The sequence below is a fragment of the Actinomadura sp. NPDC023710 genome (assembly GCF_040639875.1).
Taxonomy (GTDB): domain Bacteria; phylum Actinomycetota; class Actinomycetes; order Streptosporangiales; family Streptosporangiaceae; genus Spirillospora; species Spirillospora citrea.
The window spans coordinates 96,902-118,287 of the sequence record NZ_JBFAGB010000025.1 but is presented as its reverse complement, the minus strand read 5'-3'; the positions used below and the strand labels follow the sequence as shown (position 1 = coordinate 118,287).

Sequence of the window (21,386 nt, the reverse complement as noted above, 5' to 3'; positions counted from 1 at the left end):
ACGGACGGCGTCCCGTCACCGGAACGCGAGCAGCGACACCAGGACCGACACGAGAACGTGGTCCAGCTGGAGGGTCGCGGCGGTCAGCGACCCGGTGACGACGCCGTTGCCCATGAACAGCAGCGGGCCGGTGACCGCGTTCTTGGCCGGAGGCGTGCCCAGCAGCGCCTCGACGCGTTCGACGACCCCGGAGTCGGCGAACGCGCTCACCGGCCCGGGGCCCCGCGGCTGCGCGAGGGCGACCTTGGCGATCGTCCGGGCGACGGCGGCGCGGTCGCCGGTCGCCTCCGCGGCGTCCTCGTCCGCCCAGCGCTCCGTCGCCAGCCGCAGCCGGGCGGCCAGGGACCGCAGCGGCGGCAGGACGGCCGAGGCGAGGGCGCCGGCGGCGAGGTAGCGGTGGTGCCGGTGCCTGAGGTGGGACGTCTCGTGCTGGAAGACGACGTGGAGCTCCTCGGACGTCAGATCGCGCAGCAGGCCCCGGGAGACCAGGACCCCGCCGTTCCGGCCGGGGATCGCGACGGCGATCGGGACATCGGTGTCGAGGGGCTCGCGGGCGTCCGCCCGCGCGGTGCGGAGCGCGGCGGCCCAGCGGACGGCGGCCCTGCCCGCGGCCCCCAGCCCGGCGGCCGACAGCACGGCCGAAGGAATCCCCACCGCGTCCGGGACGGGGCGGTCGTCCCCGAACAGCGCCCATTCGGGGACGTGCGCGGCGGCGGACGGCGCCAGCGTCGCCGCGTAGTTGACGGCCACGAAGAAGCCGGTCCCGAGCGCGGCCACGGCGGTCATCGCCCCGGTCGTCGCCAGCAGCCGCGCCGACCATGACGGATGGAGCCGTAACGGCACCTTCGCCAGCGCGGCGCTCAGCGTCAGCATCAGGGCGAGGGGCAGGAAGGTGAACCAGTTCACCCGCCGGCCTCCGGAGGGTCGAGGAACTCGCGCAGCTTCCGCGCCTCCTCGGCGCTGAGCGACCGCGCGAACCGGTTCAGCACGTTCCCCGGGTCGCTGGCGTGCCGCAGGTGGTCGCGCATGCGCCCCGCCACCAGCTCGGACTCGTCGACGGCGAGCCGGTACCGGTAGTGCCGGCCCGCCCGGGTGCGCGAGACCAGCTTCTTCTCGTGCAGCCGGTGCAGGATGGTGTTCACCGTCGTGTAGGCGGGATCACCGTCCAGCCGCTCCACCAGCTCCGCGGTGCTGGCCGCCCCGCCGAGCCCGGCCAGCGCGGCGAGCACCTCTGCCTCCAGTTGCCCGAGCGGCCTGCGCGACACCGTCCTCAGCCCCCCTTCCGCAGCACGTCCGGCTCGAGGTAGACGAGCCGGGCGATCGGAACCGCCGCGCGAATGCGGGCCTCGGCGTCGTTGATCGCGTCGGTCACCTCCCGCGCGTCGTCCTGGAGGTCCACGGCGACCTTCGCGGCGACGAGCAGCTCGTCCGGCCCGAGGTGCATGGTGCGCATGTGGATCACCGCGGGGACGTCGCGGCCCTCCACGATCGCCTGCCTGATCAGCCGCAGGTGCTCCGGGGTCGCGGACTCCCCGACGAGCAGGCTCTTGACCTCGGTGGCCAGCACGATCGCGATGGCCGCCAGCAGCACGCCGATCGCGGCGGTGCCGATCCCGTCCCAGACGCCGTCGCCGGTGATCAGGGTCAGGCCGACGCCCGCGAGCGCGAACACCAGCCCGATCAGCGCCCCGGTGTCCTCCAGCAGGATCACCGGCAGCTCCGGCGACTTGGACCGGCGGACGAACTGGACCCAGCTCGACCGTCCGCGGCTGCGGTTCGACTCCTGGACCGCGGTGCGCAGCGCCGCACCCTCCAGGACGATCGCGACCAGCAGGACGGCGATGGGCACCCACTGCCACTCCTCGATCGGGTGCGGATCGCTGATCTTGTGCCAGGCCTCGTACAGCGCGAACAGCCCGCCCAGGCTGAACAGGACGATCGCCACCAGGAACGCGTAGATGTAGCGCTCCCGCCCGTACCCGAACGGATGCTCCTCGGTCGCGTCCCTTTCCGCGCGCTTCCCGCCGATCAGCAGCAGCGCCTGGTTGCTGGAGTCGGCCACCGAGTGGATCGCCTCCGCCAGCATCGACGACGAACCCGTCAGCGCGAACGCCACGAACTTGGTGACCGCGATCCCGAGGTTCGCGCCCAGCGCGGTGATGACGGCCCTGGTACTGCCTTCGGCGCTCACGGACCCCCCTGTCGTACCGCGCTTCGCAACGTCCGGCTAAGCGTAGGCGGTGATCGCCGGAAGCATGTCCTGCAGGGTCGCCCCTCACGCGGACCGACCCTCCGCGGTTTGCGATCATTGACGGGGCGGCCGCCCTGCCGAACGCCGCGGAATCCGGCAGGATCCAGGTGGACGAGACTGCGGCCGATTAGAGGGGCTGGGGGCATGGACGAGTTCGATGTCGTGGTGGTGGGGGCCGGGCCGACGGGTGAGAACCTGGCCGAGCGGGCGCACGCCGGCGGGCTAAGCGTGGCGGTCGTGGAGAGCGAGCTGGTAGGCGGGGAGTGTTCGTACTGGGCCTGCATGCCCAGCAAGGCACTGCTGCGCCCGGCCGCCGCACTGGCGGACGCGCGGCGGCTGGCCGGCGCCCGCGAGGCGGTGACCGGGACGCTGGACGCCGAAGCGGTCCTCAGGCGCCGGGACGAGTTCACCTCGCACTGGAAGGACGACGGCCAGGTCGCGTGGCTGAACGGTGCCGGGCTCGTCCTGGTACGCGGCCACGGGCGGCTGGACGGGCCCAAGCGCGTCGCGGTGCAGACCCCCGACGGCGGGCGGCGGGTGCTGACCGCCCGCCACGCCGTCGCGGTGTGCACGGGCACCCGCGCGGCGCTGCCCGGGCTGCCGGGCCTGGCCGAGGTGCGCCCCTGGACCAGCCGCGAGGCGACCTCGTCCGAACGGGTGCCGCCGCGGCTGGCCGTCATCGGCGGCGGCGTGGTGGCGTGCGAGATGGCCACGGCCTGGCGGGCGCTCGGCAGCGAGGTGGTGCAGCTGGTGCGCGGGTCGCGCCTGCTGCCGCGGACGGAGCCGTTCGCCGGGGAGGCCGTGGCCGAGGGCCTGCGCGCGGCCGGGGTCGACCTGCGCTTCGGCGCGTCGGTCACCGGCGTCCGCCGCGACGGGCAGGTGACGCTCACCCTGGACGGCGGCGACACGGTCACCGCCGACGAGGTCCTGTTCGCCACCGGACGGACGCCCGCCACGGGCGACCTCGGGCTGGACACGGTCGGGCTGGCCCCGGGCCGGCCGATCGAGATCGACTCCACCGGGCTGGCGGCCGGGGTGTCCGGTGGGTGGCTCTACGCGGCCGGGGACGTCAACGGACGCGCGCTGCTGACCCACCAGGGCAAGTACCAGGGACGGATCTTCGGCACGGTGATCGCCGACCGCGCCGCCGGACGCCCCCTCGACACCGCCGCCTGGGGGCGCAGCGTGGCGACCGCCGACGAGCGGGCGGTCCCGCAGGTCGTCTTCACCGATCCCGAGGTCGCGGCCGTCGGCCCCACCCTGGAGGAGGCGACCCGGGAGGGGCGCCGGGTACGGGCGGTCGACTACGCCCTCGGCGACGTCTCCGGGGCCGCGCTGTACGCCGACGGCTACCAGGGCCACGCCCGCGCGGTGGTCGACCTGGACCACGAGACACTCCTCGGCGTCACCTTCGTCGGCGCCGGCGTGGCCGAACTGCTCCACTCCGCCACCATCGCGGTCACCGCCGAAGTCCCCATCTCCCGCCTCTGGCACGCCGTCCCCTCCTACCCCACCATGAGCGAGGTCTGGCTCCGTCTCCTGGAGACCTACCGCGGCTGAGCACCCTCGGAATGCGCCGAGACCGCCCCTTCGCACCTCCAGGCCCAGCCAGGAACACCGAGCCCATCCCGCCGGCGCGCGGCCGCCCGAGGATCCGGTAGTGCCCGGTCCGCTCCAGGTCACCCGATCCGACCGCCCCGGACGGTGCCGGGACGGCCGGACGCCGGGCCGGGTGCCCGCCTCTACCGGACGGGCCGGTAGGTGATCGAGACCGAGCCGGACGGGAACTCGCGGCAGGCCGCGCGCTCGAAGGCGGCCGGAGCCTCGAAGAGCCGCCCGCCGGACCCGGCCACGACCGGATCGACCACGAGGCGCAACTCGTCCAGCAGACCGCGGGCGAGCAGGCCGCGCACCAGGGTCGGGCTGCCGGTGACCAGGAGCGTGCCGTCCAGCCCGGTCACCTCGTCGAGGCCGGAGAGCGGCGTCGAGTTCGCCCACTCCAGCCGGACGTCCGACGAGGTGACGACGTACTTCTGGAAGGCGTTCATGCGGTCGGCCATCGCGCCGTCCGCCGTCGGCCAGTAGGCGGCGTGGTCCTCGTAGGTGCGGCGGCCGACCAGCAGGGCGTCCGCCTCGTCCATACCCGCCATGACGGCGCCGTCGACCTCGTCGTCGTGGAAAGGACCGTGCCACTTCTCCGGGCCTTCGACGACGCCGTCGAGCGTGCTGAACAGTTCCGCGACGATCTTCCTCATGACGCTGCTCCTTCGAGAACGGGGGCCTGAGCCGGGACTTCGGCGGGGCCGGGGACGGGCAGATGCCGGAGCGTCCGCGCGACGAGCACGGCCACGGCGGCCAGCAGGACCGCGCAGACCAGCGCGATCACGTGCAGTTCGGTGGTGAACGCCGCGCGCGCCTCGGCGACGCCCGACCCGTGCGCGACGGCGTGGGCGAGGCCGTCCCGGGCGGCGGACGGCAGGCCGGGCGCGGCCCGGTACACGATCGTGCCGACGCTGCCGAGCAGGGCGACGCCGAGGGCGGAGCCGAGCTCGCTGCCGGTCTGCGACAGCCCTGCCGCCGACCCGGCCCGCTCGGGCGGCAGTGAGCCGAGGACGATGGTGGTGCCGACGCTGATGAGGGGGCCGCTGCCCAGGCAGGTGACGGCGAACCCGGCGGCCAGCGCCGTCGCGTCCGCCGCCGTCGCCACGGCGAGGAACCCCGCGACCGTGACGGCCATCCCGCCCGGCAGCAGCAGCCCCGGCCGGACGCGGCGGCCGAGCAGCGGCGCGGCCTGGAAGGACGCCATCGCCGCGAGCATGCCGGGCAGCATCACCGCCCCCGTCTCCAGCGGCGACAGGCCGTCCACCAGCTGGAAGTGCTGCGCGATGAACGTCATGGCGCCGCCGGACACCAGGGGGAAGACGGTCAGCGCCGCCATGACGACCGCGAAGACCCGGCCGCCGAACAGCGAGACGTCCAGCAGCGGGTCGGGCAGGCGGCGCTGGCGGCGGACGAACAGCACCCCCGCCGCGACCCCGGCGGGCAGCGCGGCGGCCGGCAGCGGGTGCGGCCCGTGCGCGGCCAGCTCCTTGAGCCCGTAGACGACGGGCAGGATCGTCGCCAGCGACAGCAGGACGCTGGCCGCGTCGAGCCGTCCGCCCGAGAGGTCGCGGTGCTCGGGCAGCAGGAACGGGCCGGCCAGCAGCAGCGGGACCATCGCGGGCACGCCGAGCAGCAGCACCGAGCCCCACCAGAAGTGGTCGAGCAGAAGCCCGCCCGCCAGTGGCCCGACGATGGCGCCGAGCGTGAAGCAGCCCGCCCACACGCCGATCGCGCTCGCCCGCTGCCGGGGATCCGCGAACATCGTCGTGATCATGCCGAGGGTGCACGGGGTGAGCGCGGCCCCGGCGACGCCGAGCACGGCGCGCGCCGCGATCAGCGCGGCCGGGCTCGCGGCGGACGCGGCCAGGCACGAGGCGATCCCGAACGCGGCGGCGCCGGCCAGCAGCAGCCGCCGGCGGCCGATCCGGTCGCCGAGCGCGCCCATCGTCACGAGGAACCCGGCGACCATGAACCCGTACACATCCATGATCCACAGCTGCTCGGTGCCGCTCGCTCCGAGGGCGATGCTCAGCTCCGGCAGCGCCATGATCATGACGAACATGTCCACCGAGACCAGCAGCGCCGGCAGGGCGAGGACGGCCAGCGCGATCCATTCGCGGCGTCCGGCGCGGGGCGGGGTCATCGGGCGCTCCCCTCGTCGGCGGGGATCTGGTCGACGGGGACGCCGGCGGCCCGCAGGCGCCCGGCGTAGGCGCGCCCGTCGTCGTCCGGGCCGGTGACGACGGTGGCGTCGGCGACCCCGGCCAGGTCGGGCGCGAACCCTTCGGGCAGCCGGGGGCGCACGAGGATCTGGCGTTCCAGCGGCGGCCAGCCCTCGTCGCGGGCCAGCAGGGCGAGCCCGGCGGCGATGGCCGCCCCGGCTCCCCGCCCCGCGACGACGAGGCGCGCGGGCGCGGCACCGAGTTCGGCGGCATGGTCGGCGGCCCAGCCGAGCGCGGCGGCCGCGTCGTCCAGCGCGCCGGGCCGGGCGGCGTCGAGTTCCGGGGAGAGGGCGACGGCGTGCGGGCCGAGGCCGTCCGGTGTCCCGTCGAAGTGCAGCAACAGGCGCGTGTCGTCCGTACCGGACCAGCGCACACCGGCCCTCAGTGGCCCGGACGCGCCGCGCAGGTGGATGTCCACCCGTTTCGTCGTGGTCATGGCATCGACCGTGGCAGCGCGGCCTGTCCTGAGGGAAAGGCCGTTCGTGCATGACGGTCGTGCGTGAACGGCATCACCACGGCGGGCGCGGCCCGGCGACAATGGCGGCATGCCGGACGACACCCCACCGCGCGTGCTCAGGCTGCCCCAGGCGCCCGACGCGATCGAGCTGCGCCATCTGCGCGCGTTCGTCGCCGTCGCCGAGGAGCTGAACTTCGGCCGCGCCGCCGGGCGCCTGTACCTGTCGCAGCCCGCGCTGAGCCGCCAGATCCAGGGCCTGGAACGCCTGGTCGGCTGCGACCTGCTGAACCGCTCGACGCACCGGGTGGAGCTGACCCTCGCCGGCGAGGCCCTGCTCGACCGGGCGAGGACCCTGCTGGCCGGCGTGGACGACGCGATCGCGACCACCCGCTCGATCGGCGGCGAGGCGTCCGGCCGCGCGGGCAGGCTGTGGCAGCCGATCGCCGACCGCAACCGCCTCGGCGGCGACCTCGGGGAGATGGGTTCCGAGTACGAGACCATGCTCGCCGGGTTCGAGCCGCCGCCGGGGGTCGCGGTCAGGCCGGTGAAGGCGGGCGGCGTCCCGGCCCTGCGGCTGGCGCCGCCGGACGCCTCACCGTCGCGCGTCCTCCACCTGCACGGGGGCGGCTTCGTGATGGGCTCGGCGTACGGGTACCGGCCCCTGGCGGGGGCGCTCGCGGCGGCCGCCGGGTGCGAGGTGGTCGTCCCGGACTACCGGCTCGCGCCGGAGTTCCCCTTCCCGGCGGCCCTGGACGACGCGGCGGGCGCCTACCTCTGGCTGCTCGAAACGACACCGCCCGAGCAGATCGTGATCGCCGCCGACTCCTCGGGGGCGAGCCTGGCCCTGTCCCTGCTGCTCGCGCTGAAGGACCGGCGCCTCCCCCTGCCCGGCGGCGCCGCCCTGTTCTGCCCGTGGATCGACCTGGCCTGCACGGTCCTCGAAGAGGAGCCGGCCGGCCCCCAGCCCGTGGTGACCGGCCGCGTGATGCGCCAGTGCGTCGAGCACTACCTCGCGGGGCACACCCTGGACGACCCGCTGGTGAACCCGCTGGCCCGCCCGGACCACCTGCGGGGCCTGCCGCCCCTGCTGGTCCAGGCGGGCACGGGCGACCACCTCGTCGGCCAGGCCCGCCGCCTGGCGGAGGAGGCCTGCGAGCAGGACGTGGACGCGCGCCTGGAGCTCTACCCGGTGGCCACCCACGGCTTCCACCTCTTCTGGACGTTCCTCCCAGAGGCGGCCCGAGCCCTGGACCAGGCAGGACGCTTCATCCGCGACGTCACCACGCCGTCCGCCCAACACCGAACGGGCTCCTGAAGAGGGCCGCTCCTGGCCGGCGCCGGGCGATCGTCACCGCTTCAGCAGGGTCCGCATCGTGGCGATCTCGGCGGTCTGGGAGGAGACGATGTTCCCGGCCAACTGCTGGGCGGGCGGGAACTGCCCGGACGACCGTTCGATCCCGGCCATCGCCACGGCGCCCTCGTGATGCTCGATCATCATCTTCAGGAACGCCTTGTCGAACGCCTCGCCCCTGGCCGCCCCCAGCTCCTTCATGTCCTTCTCGCTCATCATGCCGTCCGTGCCGCCGTGGTGCATGCCGCCCATGCCGCCCGGCGGGGGAACCGGGGCGTCCCAGCTCTTCAGCCACGCGCCGAGCTGCTGGATCTCCGGTGCCTGCGCCTTCTTGATGTCGGCGGCCAGGGCCTTCACCTGCGCCGACGAGGCGCGGGTGGCGGCGAGGCCGGCCATCTCGATCGCCTGCCGGTGATGCGGGATCATCATCTGGGCGAACATGACGTCCTGGCCGTTGTGCGGTCCGGCCTGCCCGCCGCCCGGCGACGCCGAGTGGCCTGGCATGGAGTGAGAGGGCATGGGGTGGCCCGTCGAGCCGCCGTTGTCGTCGCCGTCGCCACAGGCGGCCAGCGCGATCGCCAGGGCCGGGACGGTGAGGAGCGCGAACGCTCGCTTCATGGTGGTGAGCCTTCCGTGTCGAGTGCTGTGATCGGTGGTCGGCGGCGGCGCCCGCTCTCGGGCGCCGCTGGACCTGTCACAGCCTCAGCACGCTCAATCGGTGCAGGGACGGTCTCGGCGGCGGCCGTCCGACCAGCAGGATCCGGGTCCGTGTCAGCCTCGACACGGCCACCGGCGGTGTCCTCCGCAGGCACAGCGTGAGAAGAGCCGTGACGAGCACGAGCAGCGTCAGCATGGCCAGGCAGACCTGGCCGCCGGGATGGTCCGAGTGGCGGTCGGAGTGATGGTCGCCGGACCGGTCGCCCTGGGGCGGGCGGTGCCCCGTCACCGCTCCGGTGACGGGGGCCGCGTGCCCGGCGGCCATGGACGGCAGCGGAACGCCGCTCATCTCGACCGGGCTCGACGTGGCTTGGAAGCCGTGCATCGCCAGCAGACCGAGAAGCACGAACAGGCCGGACGCAAGCCGGAGGACGTCGCGGCGCAACGACCGCCTCAGCCGTCCCGCCCGCCGTCCGGTGTTCGCGCCGTCCCGTCCAGGGCGGCCGCCGACGTGCGTTCTCATCCCGGAGACCTGGGTGGCGAAGGGTGATCGGCCGTCGGCGGCCGGGCGCCGGGCAGCATCTCGGGGGTCAGGCGACATCTCGGGGGTCAGGCGACACGGACTCCGCCGGCGAACGGGCGGCCGGCGAGGGGGGCGATCTTGACGACGTCGCCGGTCTGCGGCGCGTGGACCATGTTGCCGTTGCCGATGTACATGCCCATGTGGTGCAGGTCGCTGTGGAAGAACACCAGGTCGCCGGGCTTGAGCTGGCTCATGCTCACGTGGGTCCCGGCGTTGTACTGGCTGCCGGTGTAGTGGCCGAGGGTGATGCCGACCTGCGCGTAGGCGTACAGGGTCAGGCCGGAGCAGTCGAAGCCCTTGATGTTGGCGCCCTGCGCGGTGCCGTAGCTCGGGCCGGACGCGGTGCCGCCGCCCCAGGAGTAGGGCACGCCCTGCTGGGCCAGGGCGGCCCGGACGGCCGTCATCGCCTTGGCCGAGGCTCCGCCGGAGCTGAGGTTGGGGATGGAGCCGGGCCGCGCGCCCGCGGTCTTGAAGGTGCCGAGCTGCTTCTCGACCTTCTTGAGCTTGACCTGGAGTTCCCGGCGCTTCTTCTTCGCCTCGCCGGTGAGCGCGCGCACCTGGGCGGCGCGCTGCTCGGCGGCCTTGCGGGACCGGTCGGCGCCCTGCATCACCTGGAGCATCTGCGTGATGCGGGTGTCGTTCTGCTTGGCGAAGTAGTTGAGGGTGGCCGACTGGTCCAGGACGGCCTGCGGGTCGGAGGACGAGGCGAAGGTGATGGCCGGGTCCGCCGGGCCGTTCTTGTAGCTGTCCGCGGCGATCTTCGCCATGCGTTCGCGTGCCTCGTCCAATGCCTGCTTCTGGCGCAGGGCGCTGCCCTTGGCGAGTTTCGCGGCGTGCTCGGCCTGCTTGAGGCGTTCGCGCAGGCCGTTGTACTGCTCGCTGAGCTTCTCGGCCTCGTCGGCGAGCTTCTCCTGTTGCGCGGTCAGTTGCTTGCGCGTCGGCTTGGGCTCGGCGTGGGCGGGCGCGGGCGCGAGGAGCCCGGCGGACAGCGCGAGGGCGGCCGTCCATGCCGTGCCGGTGCGGATCCTGCGGCGGGCTGTCGTTCGGGGGCCGGCAGCTCGTCGCTGCATGCGGTGTCCTCTCCTGTACCGCCTACCGGGTCAGCTGACGGGTTCGGGCCGGAGTCGCCCTACCGTCCTGGTGGGACGGATTCACCCCTGAAGATCGGGTCCCCGGTTCCCCGGACGGAGCCGTCCGCGGGATTCGGCGCGGTCGCCGGCCGTCCCCGGCGGGGACGTCGGACCGTGACCTCCTACGGAGCGTAGGAGGTTTACGGTCGGTTCGCCACCGAAGCGGAGGATTTCCCCAAAAGCCACATACCGCCTCAGCACGTCGCGGCGAGCTCGGCGATCGCCACGGCCCCGGCCAGGAGCGGCGCGGCCACCGCCGCCACCACGAAGAGACCCGCCGCGAGCCGGACGGCGCGCCGCGGCCTCGCCCGAGCGGCGCCCTCCAACCGCAGCACCCGCTCCATCAGCGCACCGGCGGCCAGCGCGCCCGCGGCCCCGAGCGCCCCCGCGACGGCGGGCGCCGCCGAAAGCCGGCACAGCGCGCCGACCAGCGGCTGCGTGCCGTGGGCGCGGACCGCGGCGTCGTCCGCGGCCATCTCCAGCAGCAGCGGCAGCCGCGCCTTCGCGCGCCGGACGGTCGGCAGCCACGGCAGCATGGCGTGGACCAGGTCAACGGCCAGCAGGAGCACGTGGTGGCGCTGGCGCAGGTGCGCCCGCTCATGCGCCAGGACGGCGCCGAGCTCTTCGGCGCTGAGCACCTGCTGGGCCCCGGTGCTGACCACGATCGCGCGGTGCCGGGACGGCAGCGAGTACGCCACGGCCACGGGGTGGTCGAGGACGAGGACGTCCGGGTGGCGGCGGTCCTCGCGGGCGACCAGCCGCAGCATCTCCCGGTGCCGCCGGCGGTGGCGCACGGCCCGGCCGAGCCTCGGCAGGCCGCGGGCGAGCACGGCGGTGCAGGCCGCGACGAGGACGGCGGTCGCGACGGCCGCGGCGGCGGTGGCGATCCGGCCGTGGTGGGGCAGGCAGTCGCGCAGCCGGGACAGGAATCCGTGGCCCGGGCCCGGCGGCGCGAGCAGCGCCGCCGCCGCGATCCCCGCCGCGGCGATGCACGTTCCGGCGAGAGCGGCCGCCCAGCAGGCGACGGCCGTCCCGGGGCCGACGGCCGAGCGCCTGAGGAGATCCAGAACGGGCCCCGCCGCGCACCCCAGCACGACCACCGAAACGACCAGGCCGGTCACCAGGACGATCACGCGGTCACGCGTCCTCGCCGGCGGTCCGCCGCCGCAGGGCGTCCAGGAGGTGCCGGGCGTCCTCCGGCGGGACGCTCTCGGCGAACCTCACCAGGATGGCGCCGTGGTCCGCGGCCTCGCTCAACGCGTCCAGCATCAGCTCGACCGCGTACTCCTCCCGCGGCCGCGTCGGGCCGTAGCGGAAGGCCGGGCCGTCCTGCGTGCGCCGGAGGAGGCCCTTCTGCGCCAGGCGTTCGGCCACGGTCTGCACGGTGTTGTAGGCCAGCGCCTTCTCCGCGTCCTCGTTCAGCTCGGCCAGCAGTTCACGGACCCGCAGCGGACGGGGGGCCGCCCAGAGCACGTCCATGATGGAGCGTTCGAGCGATCCTCCGAGTGCGGACACGCGGTCACCTCCGTCCCGCCCACATTCTGCCGGACGTCTCCCGCGAACCGGCCCCCTGGAGCGGGGTTTCTCCAGCGTGAGCGGGGCCCCGGCGGCCGGGCATCCACCAGTTGGCCCTGCCGCACAGCTCCATCACCGCGGGGACGAGGACCATCCGGACGACGGTGGCGTCGACGAACACGGCGACGGCCATGCCGAGCCCGATCTGCTTGACCGAGACGTCGGGGCCGAGCAGGGACGTCGAGAAGACGGCGATCATGATCGCGGCCGCGGCGGTGATGACCTTGGCGGTGCGCGCCAGGCCGCGGGTGACGGCCGTCCGGGTGTCGCCGGTGCGCTCGTACTCCTCCCGGACCCGCGAGATCAGGAAGACCTCGTAGTCCATGGACAGGCCGAACAGGAGCGGGAACATCATCATCGGTACCCAGGTGGTGATCGGCATGGCGGTGGGGAAACCGAGGGCCGAGCCGAGCCACCCCCACTGGACGACCGCGACCAGCACGCCGTAGGCGGCGCCGATCGACAGCAGGTTCATCACCGCGGCCTGCAGCACGATCGTGACCGACCGGACCAGCGCGACCAGCAGCGCCAGGGACAGGGCGACGACGACCGCGATCATCAGGGGCAGGCGGGAGCCGACCTCCTCGGCGATGTCGATCGCGCCGGCGTTCGGGCCGCCCACCTGGACACCGCCGCCGCCCGGCGCCCCGGGCAGGACGTCGTCGCGCAGCCGGTGCACCAGATCCGCGGTCGCCTCGTCCTGGGCGCCGCTCTCGGGGAAGGCCATGAACGTGGCCGCCCGCCCGTCCTTACTGATCCGGGGCGGTGTGACGGAGGCGATGCCCTCGGTCCGGCCGACCGCGTCGACGACGGGACGCAGATCCGCGTCCGCGGACCCGACCCGCGCGGCGAAGATCAGGGGCGCGCCGTAGCCGGGCCCGAAGCCCTCGGAGAGAATCGTGTACGAGGTGTGGCTGCTCCGGTCGTGCGGCTGGACGCTCGCGTCGGGCAGGCTCAGCCGCATCGACAGCACGGGGGCGGCCAGCACCAGCAGGCCCGCCCCCGCCAGGACCGCGGCGGCCAGCGGCCTGCGCTGCACCACGGCGGCCCAGCGCTCGGCGGGGGCACGGCGCTCGCGGGAACGCGGGCGGGACGCGCGGCGCGGCAGCCGCAGCGAGTCGATCCGGCGACCGGTGAAGCCCAGGAGCGCCGGCAGCAGCGTCACCGCGGCGACCATCGTGACCAGCACCGTCACCGACGCGGCGATGGCCACGCCGGTCATCAGCCGCTGCCCCATGACGACCAGTCCGAGCAGCGCGATCACCACGGTCGTGCCGGCGAACAGCACGGCGCGTCCGGCGGTGGCGATGGCCTTGGCCGTGGCGCCCTCGGGGTCGTCGCCGTCCTGCTGGGCCTCCCGGTAGCGGGTCACGATGAACAGCGCGTAGTCGATGCCGATGCCGAGGCCGACCAGCGCGGCGACGAGGACCGTGAAGTCCGGCGCGGGGACGAGGTGCCCCACCAGCTTGATCAGGGCGATGCCGCCGAGGATCGCCGTCAGTGCCGTCGCGATCGGCAGGCCCATCGCGACCAGCGAACCGAAGGAGACGAACAGGATCACCGCCGCGGTCAGGAGGCCCACGCCCTCGGCCGGGCCCTGCGGGGCGTCTCGGCCTTCTCCGCCCGCTCACCGCCCAGCCCCAGTGTCACGCCGTCGCCGGAGGCGTCCTTGACCGCGGCCACCAGCGGCTCGACGTCGGACCTCTTCGCCTCCTCGTCGGTCAGGGGGATGGTCGTCCGGGCGATGCGGCGATCCCGCGTCACCAGGCTCCCGTCCTGGTACGGCGAGGTCACCGGCCCGGTCACCGGCGAGGCGTCCAGATCGGCGATGACCTTCTCGATCCGCTGCCGGGCGGCGGGGTCGTCGATCCCCTTCGCCGCCCTGACCGCGAGGGTCAGGGTGTCGCCCCGCCGGTCGGGGAAGTGCGCCTCGATCAGCTTCTGCGCCTTGGCGGATCCGGAGTCTCCGCCGGAGAAGTCGTTGTCGGACGGGGCACCGTAGCCGAAGCCTGCGAACGCCACGGCGAGCACGCCGACGAGCCAGGCCAGGAGGACCAGTCGGCGGCGCCGGTGGCAGAAGCGGGCCAGCGCCGCGAGGGCGCCGTCCGGTCGAGGGGGTACGGAGTGATCGCTCATGGCGGCGATCGTCGCGCCGGCGGGGCGGCCGCCGCGTCTGACGGCGGACGGCGGTGCCTACGCGTTCGGGCGTACGCCGTGCCGGGGTCCGCTACACCTGACGGAGGAGCGGGTCGCGCGCCTGAGCGCAGGAGCGTCCGCGCACCGCGACAGTAGGATCCCGGCATGGAACGCCGTACCGGGACGTTCTCCCTGCGCGCGGCGACGCACGACACGCTGCTCGCGCTCCTCGTCACCGTGATGCAGGTCCAGGGAACGGTCGCCCGTGTCGCCGCCGAAGGGGCGACACGGCCGCTCGCCGACCTGGGAGACCTCGGATACGCGCTGCTGGTGGTGAGCGGCCTGGCCGTGGCCGTCCGCCGCCGCCGGCCGGTGCCGGTGTTCGCCGTCACCGCTCTCGCCAGCCTGGCGTACTACGGTCTCGGCTTCCCCGACGGACCCGGCTGGCTCGCGCTCTTCGTCTCCCTGTACACCCTCGTGGCCTACGGCGACGGACGCCGGTCACTGGTGATCGCCGGTGCGGGGATCAGCGTGCTGGCCGCCGTCTGGCTGTACACGGCGGCCGACATCGAGCCGCGCGCCGCCATCGGCTGGGTGTTCTTCCGCGTCGGCGCGTCGGTCATGAGCGCGGCTCTCGGCGAGTCCGTCCGGTCCCGCCGGGTGATCGCGGCCGACGCCGAGAAGCGCGCGGAACTGGCCGAACGGACCCGCGAGGAAGAAGCTCGGGCGCGCGTGGACGCCGAACGCCTCCGGATCGCCCGCGAGGTCCACGACACCGTCGCCCACGCGGTGGCGATCATCAACGTGCAGTCCGGGGTCACCGCGCACGTGCTCGACAAGCGTCCGGAGCAGGCGCGCGAAGCGCTGCGGACCATCGAGCAGACCAGTTCGCGGGCGCTGCGGGAGATGCGGGCCGTCCTCGGCGTCCTGCGCGACGACGGCGACGGCCGCGCACCGCACCCCGGCCTGGACCAGATCGCCGAGCTGACCGCCAAGGCCCGCGAAGCCGGGCTGGACGTCACGCTGGAGGCGTCCCCTCCCGCGGCGCCGCTGCCGAGCGCGGTGGGCAACGCCGCCTACCGGATCCTCCAGGAGTCGGTCACCAACGTGATCCGCCACGTCGGCCCCACCCGGGTGACGGTCGCGCTGACTCCCGGGACCGACGCCCTGGAGATCCGCGTGACCGACGAGGGCCGCCGCACCGCGAACGGCGGCGCGACCGCCCCGGGCGACCCCGGCCACGGGATCCTGGGCATGCGCGAGCGCTGCCGGCTGCTCGGCGGCGAGTTCGACGCCGGCCCGACTCCGGGCGGGGGGTTCGAGGTGACGGCACGGCTCCCCCTCGCACCGACCGGGCCGCGACGGGAGGCGGCACCTTGAGCGCGCCGTCCACGGCGCCGATCAAGGTGCTGCTCGCCGACGACGAGGGGCTCGTGCGGTCCGGGTTCGCGCTGCTCATCGACGTCGAGGACGACATCGCCGTGGTCGCGGAGGCGACCGACGGCCTCCAGGCCGTCGAGATGGCCCGCGCCACCCGCCCCGACGTCGTCCTGATGGACATCCGCATGCCGAGGCTGGACGGCATCCAGGCCACGGCGCGGATCACCGCGATGCGCGGGCTGGAGGACGTCCGGGTCCTCATCCTCACCACCTACGACACCGACGCCTACGTCTTCGAGGCACTGCAGGCCGGGGCCAGCGGCTTCCTGCTGAAGGACGCCGGGCCGGCGGAGCTCCTGCACGCCATCCGGGTGGTCGCCGCCGGAGAGGCCCTGCTCGCACCGCGCATCACCAGGCGCCTCATCAGCAAGTTCACCGCGTGGCACACGGTGTCCGCGAACGCGCGGGACCGGCTCGCGCCGCTCACCGACCGCGAGCGGGAGGTGCTGGCCCTGATCGCACGGGGGCTGAGCAACCAGGAGATCGGCGCCGAACTGTTCATCAGCCCGGCCACCGCGCGCACCCACGTCAGCCGCACGATGACGAAACTCGGAGCGCGCGACCGCGCCCAGCTTGTCGTCATCGCCTACCAGACGGGCCTGGCAACCCCCGACGCATGACGACGAGCGGCGGAGAACGACGCCGGGCACGGCCGCGGTCGCCCGGTCCGCCGCGGCCGGAAACCGTATGGGAGTATCCCCATCAGATGGGTCTCTGGTCGGTGGTGCGCTGGGTGCGTGCGGCAGGCTTCGCCGCCGCGTGCGCCGGCCTCGCCGCGCTCGGGCACCTGGCCGGCGGCGGCGGCTTCGACCGGTCCGCGACGCTGGTCGGCTTCCTTCTCGTCCTCGGTCCCGCGCTGGCGCTGACCGGCCGGGAGCGGACCTTCGCGTCGATCGTGCCCGCCACCGCCGCTTCGCAGGTCGTCCTGCACGTCCTGCTCATGCGCGCCGCCGGGCATCCTCTGGTGGCGGCTCGCCCGGACACCGCCGCCATGGACGGCGGCGGGGAACCGATGGCCCACAGCGGCGTTCCCGGCCTGGGCATGCTGCTCATGCACGCGGTGAGCGTGCTGGTCACGTCCGCTTGGCTGGAGTGGGGCGAGGCGCGGCTGTGCGCCCTCGTGCGGGTCCTGGCCGGCTGGGTCCTGCGTCCACTGGTGTTCCTGCTCGTGTTCGCGGCCGGACGCTCCCCCGGCGTCCGGCGGCCCGTACCGCGCGGTCGCGCCGATGAGCGGGCCCCGGTTCAGGCCGTCCTCCGGTACGCCGTGGCCCGTCGTGGGCCTCCCGGGGTCGGGAACGCCCTGGGCGCCACCGCGTGATCCGTGACTTTCTGATCTGAGCGCTCTCAGGGCGACGCATGTCGCCGGGCTCGGCACGACGCCGCCCGGATGTCTTTTCGCATCCCTCCGAGGAGTCGTCGACGACTCCGGCTGGAAAGAGAGCATGCTCATGAACCGTCCCCTTCCCTTGCGCGCCCTCGCGGCGGCGATGTCCGCCGCGCTCACGACGGTGCCGGCCGCCGCCTGCGGCGAGTCCCCCGCCGACGCCGGTTCCGGTGCGGCGTCCGTGACCGGACCGGCGCGCAGGACGTCCTATCCCCTGTCGTTCGACAACTGCGGGACCAAGGTCAGCTTCACCCGGCCGCCGCGGCGGGTGCTGATCCTCAACGGCACCTCGGTCGGCGAGGTGGAGAGCTTCCTGACGCTCGGGCTGGAGAAGAGCGTCCTGGCCAACGCCCAGACCTACGGCGTGTCCGACGACCCGTCCATGATCGCCCGGATCCGGGCCCTGCCGACCGGCGGGCTGACGATGAACAGGAACTTCGACGTCCCCGCCGAGCAGGTGCTGAGGCTCAAGCCCGACCTCGTGGTCTCCACCTGGTCAGGCGGGTTCGACGCCAAGCGCGGATTCGCCACCCGGGAGCAGCTCGCCGCCGCGGGGATCACGTCGCTGGTCAACCCGGTCAACTGCGCCAACGGAAAACCGGACGCCACCCAGGCCGAGAAGAGGGCGTACAGGGCCCAGTCGATCAACTCCTCGCTGGAGTTCATGGCGCTGCTCGGCCGGATCTTCGACGTCCAGCAGCGCGCCCTCGCGGTGGTCTCCGGTCTGCGCGCCCGCGTCGAGGCCGTGCGCGCGAGGACGGCCGGCAGACCCGCCCGGAAGGTCGTCATCGCCTACCCGGGCATGTCCATGATGAACGCCAACGGCCTGCCCGCGGTGATGACGGGAGGCGTCTACGACGACGTCATCAAGGCGGCCGGAGGGGTCAACGCGTTCTCCGGGCGCGGTGAGGACGCCACCCGAACCCTCAACAAGGAGCAGCTCGCCACCGCGCAGGTGGACGTCCTGGTGGTCGGGCTGTTCACCCCGGAGGAGAAGGGCGACGCCGAGGCCGCGAAGCTGTTCGCCGCCTACCCGCGGTGGAACGCCGCCAAGACGCGGACGTACACGGTCGTGTCCGACAGCGTCTACCTCGGCCCCCTCAACGCCCTGGGCGTCGAGAAGATCGCCAAGGTGATCGGCGATGCCTGACACCCTGACCCGCGAGGCGCCGGCCCGCGCCCGCGGGCCGCACCTCGTCTCCGGTGCCGGGACGGGTCTCCTGCTGGCCGTGCTCGGCACCGCCCTGGTCGCGTCCATGGTGCTCGGGATCTCGGTGGGCTCGGTGAACCTCCCGTTCGGGAAGGTGTGGAGCGTCCTGTGGGCCCATCTGTCCGGGCGGGGCGACACCGCCGACCCGCTGCTCGGCCAGGTCGTCTGGGACATCCGCACACCCCGCGTGCTGCTGGCGGCGCTGGCCGGCGCGGGCCTGTCCGTCGCGGGCGCCGCGCTCCAGGCGCTGGTCCGCAACCCGCTCGCCGACCCCTACGTCCTCGGCGTCTCCTCCGCGGCCTCCCTCGGGGCCGTGCTCGTGCCGGCGCTCGGCGGCACCGCGCTCGGCGGCGCGGCCGGCGCGCTGGGCGTGACCGGTGCCGCCTTCGGCGCCGCGCTGCTGTCGGCGCTGCTGGTGTACCTGCTGGCCCAGCGCGCGGGACGGCTGCTGGACTCGTGGCTGGTGCTGACCGGCGTCGCCGTCGGGTACCTGTGCACCGCCGCGACGACGTTCGTCCAGCTCCAGCTCAACCCGACCGAACTGCAGGGGATGATGTTCTGGCTGATGGGCAGCGTGGCCGGCGCCACCTGGACCGATCTCGGCCTTCCCACCGCGCTGATCGCGGCCTGCCTGGCCTACCTGATGCTCCAGGCACGTCCGCTCAACGCGCTCCTGGCCGGGGAGGACGCGGCGACGGGGATCGGCGTTCCGGTCGCGGCGCTGCGCGTCACGCTGCTGCTGATCGGCTCGCTGCTCACGGCCACGGTGGTGAGCGTCGTGGGCGGCATCGGGTTCATCGGCCTGATGGTCCCGCACATGGCCCGGTTCGTGGTCGGCTCCGACCATCGCCGCGTCCTGCCCGTGGCGCTGCTGGCCGGGGCGGTGTTCATGGTGCTGGTGGATCTGGCGGCCCGGATCGCCGACCGTCCCAACGAACTGCCGGTCGGGGTCTTCACCACGGGGCTCGGCGTCCCGTTCTTCCTCTTCCTGCTGCGCCGCCGCGCCTCCGGAGGCACCCATGCGCCTTGACCTGCACGGCGTGAGCGTCCGGATCGACGCCCGCCCCATCGTCGCCGACGTGCACCTGAGCGCGGGATCGGGCGAGTTCGTGGCGCTGGTCGGTCCGAACGGCAGCGGCAAGTCCACCCTGCTGAGGACGGTGTACCGGTCGCTGCGACCGTCCGGCGGCGTCGTCCGTCTCGGCGGCGAGGACCTGTGGCGGATGTCGCCCCGGCGGGCCGCGCGGCGCCGCGCCGTCCTGCCGCAGCACGGCGAGGTCGGCGGCGACTTCTCGGTCGCGGAGGCCGTCGCCGTCGGCCGGACGGCGCACCGGCGCCCGCTCGACCGCGAGAGCGGGGCCGACCGCTCGGCGATCGCGGACGCGCTGAAGCGGGTCGGCATGGACTGGGCCGCCGACCGGCCGGTGTCGACCCTCTCGGGAGGAGAGCGGCAGCGCGTGCTGCTGGCCCGTGCCCTCGCGCAGGAGGCCCCGCTGCTGATCCTGGACGAACCCACCAACCACCTCGACGCCGGCGCGCAGTTCGCCCTGCTCGACCTGATCCGCTCACTCGGGCTCACCCTGCTGGCGGCCCTGCACGACCTGGACCACGCCGCCGCCTACGCCGACCAGGTCGTCGTGCTGCGCGACGGCGTGGTGGCCGGGCACGGCCCGCCCCTTGAGGTGCTGACACCCGAGTTCATCCAGGACGTGTTCGGAGTACGCGCGCACATCGGCCCGCATCCCCTCACCGGCCGTCCCCACATCGCCTTGGCCTCACCCGAGCCCTTCAGCACGCCAGGAGGTCCGTGATGGCCCGTTAGCCCGAAGACCGACGCGCGCCCATCGCCGCAGCGGTCGGGATGCTCGGCCGCCCCCTCGTCGTCCCCGCCCGGCGGGGGTACCGGGCCCCGCGCCGCGGGATCGGATCAGCTCGTCGGGGACGGGGGGCGCGGGGTGAAGCGTACGAAGGGGATCTGCCGGCCGACCTGGCGGTAGTCCTCGACGCCGCCGTCGACGGCGAAGCCCATGAGCCTGCAGAGCCGGCGCGCGGCGGTCGGGTGGCGGGGGGCGTACCGGGCCATGATCTCGCCGCCCTCGCCGGTCGGGATCGGGGAGGCGGTCGCCTGGACGCGCCTCCCGCCGATCTGGAGGGTGACGTCCGGGTTCGCCGTGACGTTGCGGTACCAGTCCGCTCGGGGGCCGAAACCGGAGGCGGCCACGTAGCCGTGCGCGTCCTTCTGGACGACCTCGATGACGGCCTGGCGCGGCAGGCCCGAGACGCGGCCGGTGTGCGTGAGCAGCATGACGCGGCGTCCCAGCAGCGGCCCGAGCCCCAGACGGTACAGCCGGATCGGCAGCCGCCACAGCAGGCGGTGCAGTCCGGCCGGCGGAGCGGGCCTGTCGATGATCTCCATGTTCAGTCCTTCACCAGGTCGGGGCCGGGGCGTCGGGAACGCTCATGCCCGGCCCTCCAGCAGGTCGGACGCCGCGGACAGGGCGTCGCCGACCGGGAGGTCGCCGTCGATCATGTAGTGCAGCATCACCCCGTCGATCGCCGCGGTGATCAGGGTGGCCGCGCCGGACAGGCGTCCCCGCGGCCAGTCCGGGTGCAGCGCCCGGAGGCGGTCCGCGATCCGCGCGCGGGCCTGCCGGAGCTCGTCGCGCAGCACCGCGCCCAGCGCGGGATCGCGCATCGCGCCCACGATGAGCTCGGCGGCCAGCCGTGACCCCGGCTCGTCGGCCGGGGCCTGGGCCAGCAGGTTCCGCATCGTCTCCAGCGCCGCGCGCTCGTCCGGCGCCGCCAGGAGCTCGGCGACCATGGGCCCGACGATCAGGTCCGTGGCCTGCCGGAAGATCGCCGCGTGCAGCCCGGCCAGCCCGCCGAAGTGGTAGTGGATCAGGCCCGGGTTGGTCCCGGCGCGCTCGGCCACCGCGCGGGTGGAGACGCCCGGCCAGCCCTCCAGGTCCAGCAGCGCGATCCCGGCGTCCACCAGCTGCCGCCGCCGGCGGTCCCCGCGCGCCGAATTTGGTCGATTGGCCAAGTTGGTCACTTGGCCAAGTTAGCACGGCGGGGCGGCTCCGGCCGGGACGTGGAAAGCCCGCCGCTGAAGGCGCGGCTCGCGCCCGTCCCCGGCCTGGACACGTGGCGGCAGTGGGTCGCCGAGTGGGACGCTGCTCCCGGCTCCCACACGCTCCGCTGCCGCGCCACCGACGGGACCGGTCACACGCAGCCCGGACACCGCGCCCCGCCGTTCCCGGACGGTGCCACGGGGTGGCATTCGGTGGTGGTCACCGTGGCCTGAACCGTCCGTCCCCTGCCTGCGACCAGCCCCAGCACCGCGACCGATCGACATCCGGTCCGCCGGAAGTTTCCGACAAAGGAGTTC

Annotated in this window: 23 protein-coding genes, 1 pseudogene and 1 riboswitch; of the genes and pseudogenes, 9 read left to right on the top strand and 15 right to left on the bottom strand. The window is 74.2% G+C overall.

The genetic code is table 11. The features are described from left to right. Positions 1-15: 15 nt before the first annotated feature. The 3 genes from AB0H37_RS27295 to AB0H37_RS27285 are packed head-to-tail and all read right to left on the bottom strand — an operon-like array spanning position 16 to position 2,191. Complete coding sequence (locus AB0H37_RS27295; protein WP_360616136.1) at positions 16-906, bottom strand: M56 family metallopeptidase; 891 nt, start codon at positions 904-906, stop codon at positions 16-18. Further along, complete coding sequence (locus AB0H37_RS27290) at positions 903-1,265, bottom strand: BlaI/MecI/CopY family transcriptional regulator (protein ID WP_179832153.1); 363 nt, start codon at positions 1,263-1,265, stop codon at positions 903-905. The genes AB0H37_RS27295 and AB0H37_RS27290 overlap by 4 nt, the downstream gene beginning before the upstream one ends. Before the next feature lie 5 nt (positions 1,266-1,270). After that, on the bottom strand, positions 1,271-2,191 hold the full coding sequence (locus tag AB0H37_RS27285) for a cation diffusion facilitator family transporter (protein WP_179832152.1): 921 nt from the start codon (positions 2,189-2,191) through the stop codon (positions 1,271-1,273). 204 nt (positions 2,192-2,395) lie between these two features. Here AB0H37_RS27285 and AB0H37_RS27280 point away from each other — a divergent pair, with 204 nt between their 5' ends. After that, entirely contained in the window at positions 2,396-3,811 is a 1,416-nt protein-coding gene (locus AB0H37_RS27280) for an NAD(P)/FAD-dependent oxidoreductase (protein WP_329096022.1), read from the top strand. 182 nt (positions 3,812-3,993) lie between these two features. On the opposite strand, the gene AB0H37_RS27275 is transcribed toward AB0H37_RS27280, so the two are convergent. The 3 genes from AB0H37_RS27275 to AB0H37_RS27265 are packed head-to-tail and all read right to left on the bottom strand — an operon-like array spanning position 3,994 to position 6,511. Then, positions 3,994-4,506, bottom strand: a complete 513-nt coding sequence (locus AB0H37_RS27275) for a dihydrofolate reductase family protein (RefSeq protein ID WP_179832150.1) — start codon at positions 4,504-4,506, stop codon at positions 3,994-3,996. Beyond that, entirely contained in the window at positions 4,503-5,996 is a 1,494-nt protein-coding gene (locus AB0H37_RS27270; protein WP_179832149.1) for an MFS transporter, read from the bottom strand. The genes AB0H37_RS27275 and AB0H37_RS27270 overlap by 4 nt, the downstream gene beginning before the upstream one ends. Then, entirely contained in the window at positions 5,993-6,511 is a 519-nt protein-coding gene (locus tag AB0H37_RS27265; RefSeq protein ID WP_360616132.1) for an alpha/beta hydrolase fold domain-containing protein, read from the bottom strand. The genes AB0H37_RS27270 and AB0H37_RS27265 overlap by 4 nt, the downstream gene beginning before the upstream one ends. Positions 6,512-6,620: 109 nt before the next feature. On the opposite strand from AB0H37_RS27265, the gene AB0H37_RS27260 reads away from it, so the two are divergent. Beyond that, entirely contained in the window at positions 6,621-7,847 is a 1,227-nt protein-coding gene (locus tag AB0H37_RS27260) for an alpha/beta hydrolase fold domain-containing protein (RefSeq protein WP_329096030.1), read from the top strand. A 33-nt stretch (positions 7,848-7,880) separates the two neighbouring features. Here AB0H37_RS27260 and AB0H37_RS27255 read toward each other — a convergent pair whose 3' ends face one another. From AB0H37_RS27255 to AB0H37_RS27225, 7 genes are all read right to left on the bottom strand, one after another. Further along, positions 7,881-8,501 (bottom strand): DUF305 domain-containing protein, encoded by a 621-nt coding sequence (locus AB0H37_RS27255; RefSeq protein WP_360616130.1) that lies wholly within the window; start codon positions 8,499-8,501, stop codon positions 7,881-7,883. Between the two features lie 76 nt (positions 8,502-8,577). Continuing rightward, the gene (locus tag AB0H37_RS27250) at positions 8,578-9,063 is read right to left on the bottom strand and encodes a DUF6153 family protein (protein WP_360616128.1); all 486 of its coding nucleotides are present in this window, start codon (positions 9,061-9,063) and stop codon (positions 8,578-8,580) included. Between the two features lie 86 nt (positions 9,064-9,149). Continuing rightward, positions 9,150-10,193, bottom strand: a complete 1,044-nt coding sequence (locus AB0H37_RS27245; protein WP_360616126.1) for an NlpC/P60 family protein — start codon at positions 10,191-10,193, stop codon at positions 9,150-9,152. Positions 10,194-10,196: 3 nt separating this feature from the next. Next, positions 10,197-10,342: riboswitch (cyclic di-AMP (ydaO/yuaA leader) on the bottom strand. A 105-nt stretch (positions 10,343-10,447) separates the two neighbouring features. Further along, complete coding sequence (locus AB0H37_RS27240; RefSeq protein ID WP_360616124.1) at positions 10,448-11,386, bottom strand: M56 family metallopeptidase; 939 nt, start codon at positions 11,384-11,386, stop codon at positions 10,448-10,450. A gap of 4 nt (positions 11,387-11,390) precedes the next feature. After that, positions 11,391-11,768: a BlaI/MecI/CopY family transcriptional regulator gene (locus AB0H37_RS27235; protein ID WP_360616122.1), complete on the bottom strand. Its 378-nt coding sequence runs from the start codon at positions 11,766-11,768 to the stop codon at positions 11,391-11,393. A 4-nt stretch (positions 11,769-11,772) separates the two neighbouring features. Further along, complete coding sequence (locus tag AB0H37_RS27230) at positions 11,773-13,410, bottom strand: MMPL family transporter (protein ID WP_360616120.1); 1,638 nt, start codon at positions 13,408-13,410, stop codon at positions 11,773-11,775. Beyond that, positions 13,398-13,964 carry a hypothetical protein gene (locus AB0H37_RS27225; RefSeq protein ID WP_360616118.1) on the bottom strand — a complete coding sequence of 189 codons (567 nt, stop codon included), beginning with the start codon at positions 13,962-13,964 and terminating at the stop codon, positions 13,398-13,400. Before AB0H37_RS27225 ends, AB0H37_RS27230 begins: the two co-directional genes overlap by 13 nt. A 165-nt stretch (positions 13,965-14,129) precedes the next feature. Here AB0H37_RS27225 and AB0H37_RS27220 point away from each other — a divergent pair, with 165 nt between their 5' ends. The 6 genes from AB0H37_RS27220 (at position 14,130) to AB0H37_RS27195 (ending at position 19,809) form a co-directional block, all read left to right on the top strand. After that, positions 14,130-15,344: a sensor histidine kinase gene (locus AB0H37_RS27220; RefSeq protein WP_179832141.1), complete on the top strand. Its 1,215-nt coding sequence runs from the start codon at positions 14,130-14,132 to the stop codon at positions 15,342-15,344. Then, complete coding sequence (locus tag AB0H37_RS27215; protein WP_329096047.1) at positions 15,341-16,024, top strand: response regulator transcription factor; 684 nt, start codon at positions 15,341-15,343, stop codon at positions 16,022-16,024. Before AB0H37_RS27220 ends, AB0H37_RS27215 begins: the two co-directional genes overlap by 4 nt. Before the next feature lie 86 nt (positions 16,025-16,110). Then, positions 16,111-16,722: a hypothetical protein gene (locus tag AB0H37_RS27210; protein WP_360616115.1), complete on the top strand. Its 612-nt coding sequence runs from the start codon at positions 16,111-16,113 to the stop codon at positions 16,720-16,722. Positions 16,723-16,852: 130 nt separating this feature from the next. Further along, positions 16,853-17,938, top strand: a complete 1,086-nt coding sequence (locus AB0H37_RS27205) for an ABC transporter substrate-binding protein (protein WP_360616113.1) — start codon at positions 16,853-16,855, stop codon at positions 17,936-17,938. Continuing rightward, the gene (locus tag AB0H37_RS27200; RefSeq protein ID WP_360616111.1) at positions 17,931-19,028 is read left to right on the top strand and encodes an iron ABC transporter permease; all 1,098 of its coding nucleotides are present in this window, start codon (positions 17,931-17,933) and stop codon (positions 19,026-19,028) included. Before AB0H37_RS27205 ends, AB0H37_RS27200 begins: the two co-directional genes overlap by 8 nt. Beyond that, complete coding sequence (locus AB0H37_RS27195; protein ID WP_329096055.1) at positions 19,018-19,809, top strand: ABC transporter ATP-binding protein; 792 nt, start codon at positions 19,018-19,020, stop codon at positions 19,807-19,809. Before AB0H37_RS27200 ends, AB0H37_RS27195 begins: the two co-directional genes overlap by 11 nt. A 116-nt stretch (positions 19,810-19,925) precedes the next feature. Here the strand turns inward: AB0H37_RS27195 and AB0H37_RS27190 are convergent, their stop codons facing one another. Next, positions 19,926-20,414, bottom strand: coding sequence for a nitroreductase family deazaflavin-dependent oxidoreductase (locus AB0H37_RS27190; RefSeq protein WP_360616109.1), 489 nt, complete (start codon positions 20,412-20,414; stop codon positions 19,926-19,928). Between the two features lie 42 nt (positions 20,415-20,456). Beyond that, positions 20,457-21,050, bottom strand: coding sequence for a TetR family transcriptional regulator (locus AB0H37_RS27185; RefSeq protein ID WP_360616107.1), 594 nt, complete (start codon positions 21,048-21,050; stop codon positions 20,457-20,459). 57 nt (positions 21,051-21,107) lie between these two features. Here AB0H37_RS27185 and AB0H37_RS27180 point away from each other — a divergent pair. After that, a pseudogene (locus tag AB0H37_RS27180) lies at positions 21,108-21,302 on the top strand (oxidoreductase); the annotation flags it as partial. Positions 21,303-21,386: the final 84 nt, after the last annotated feature.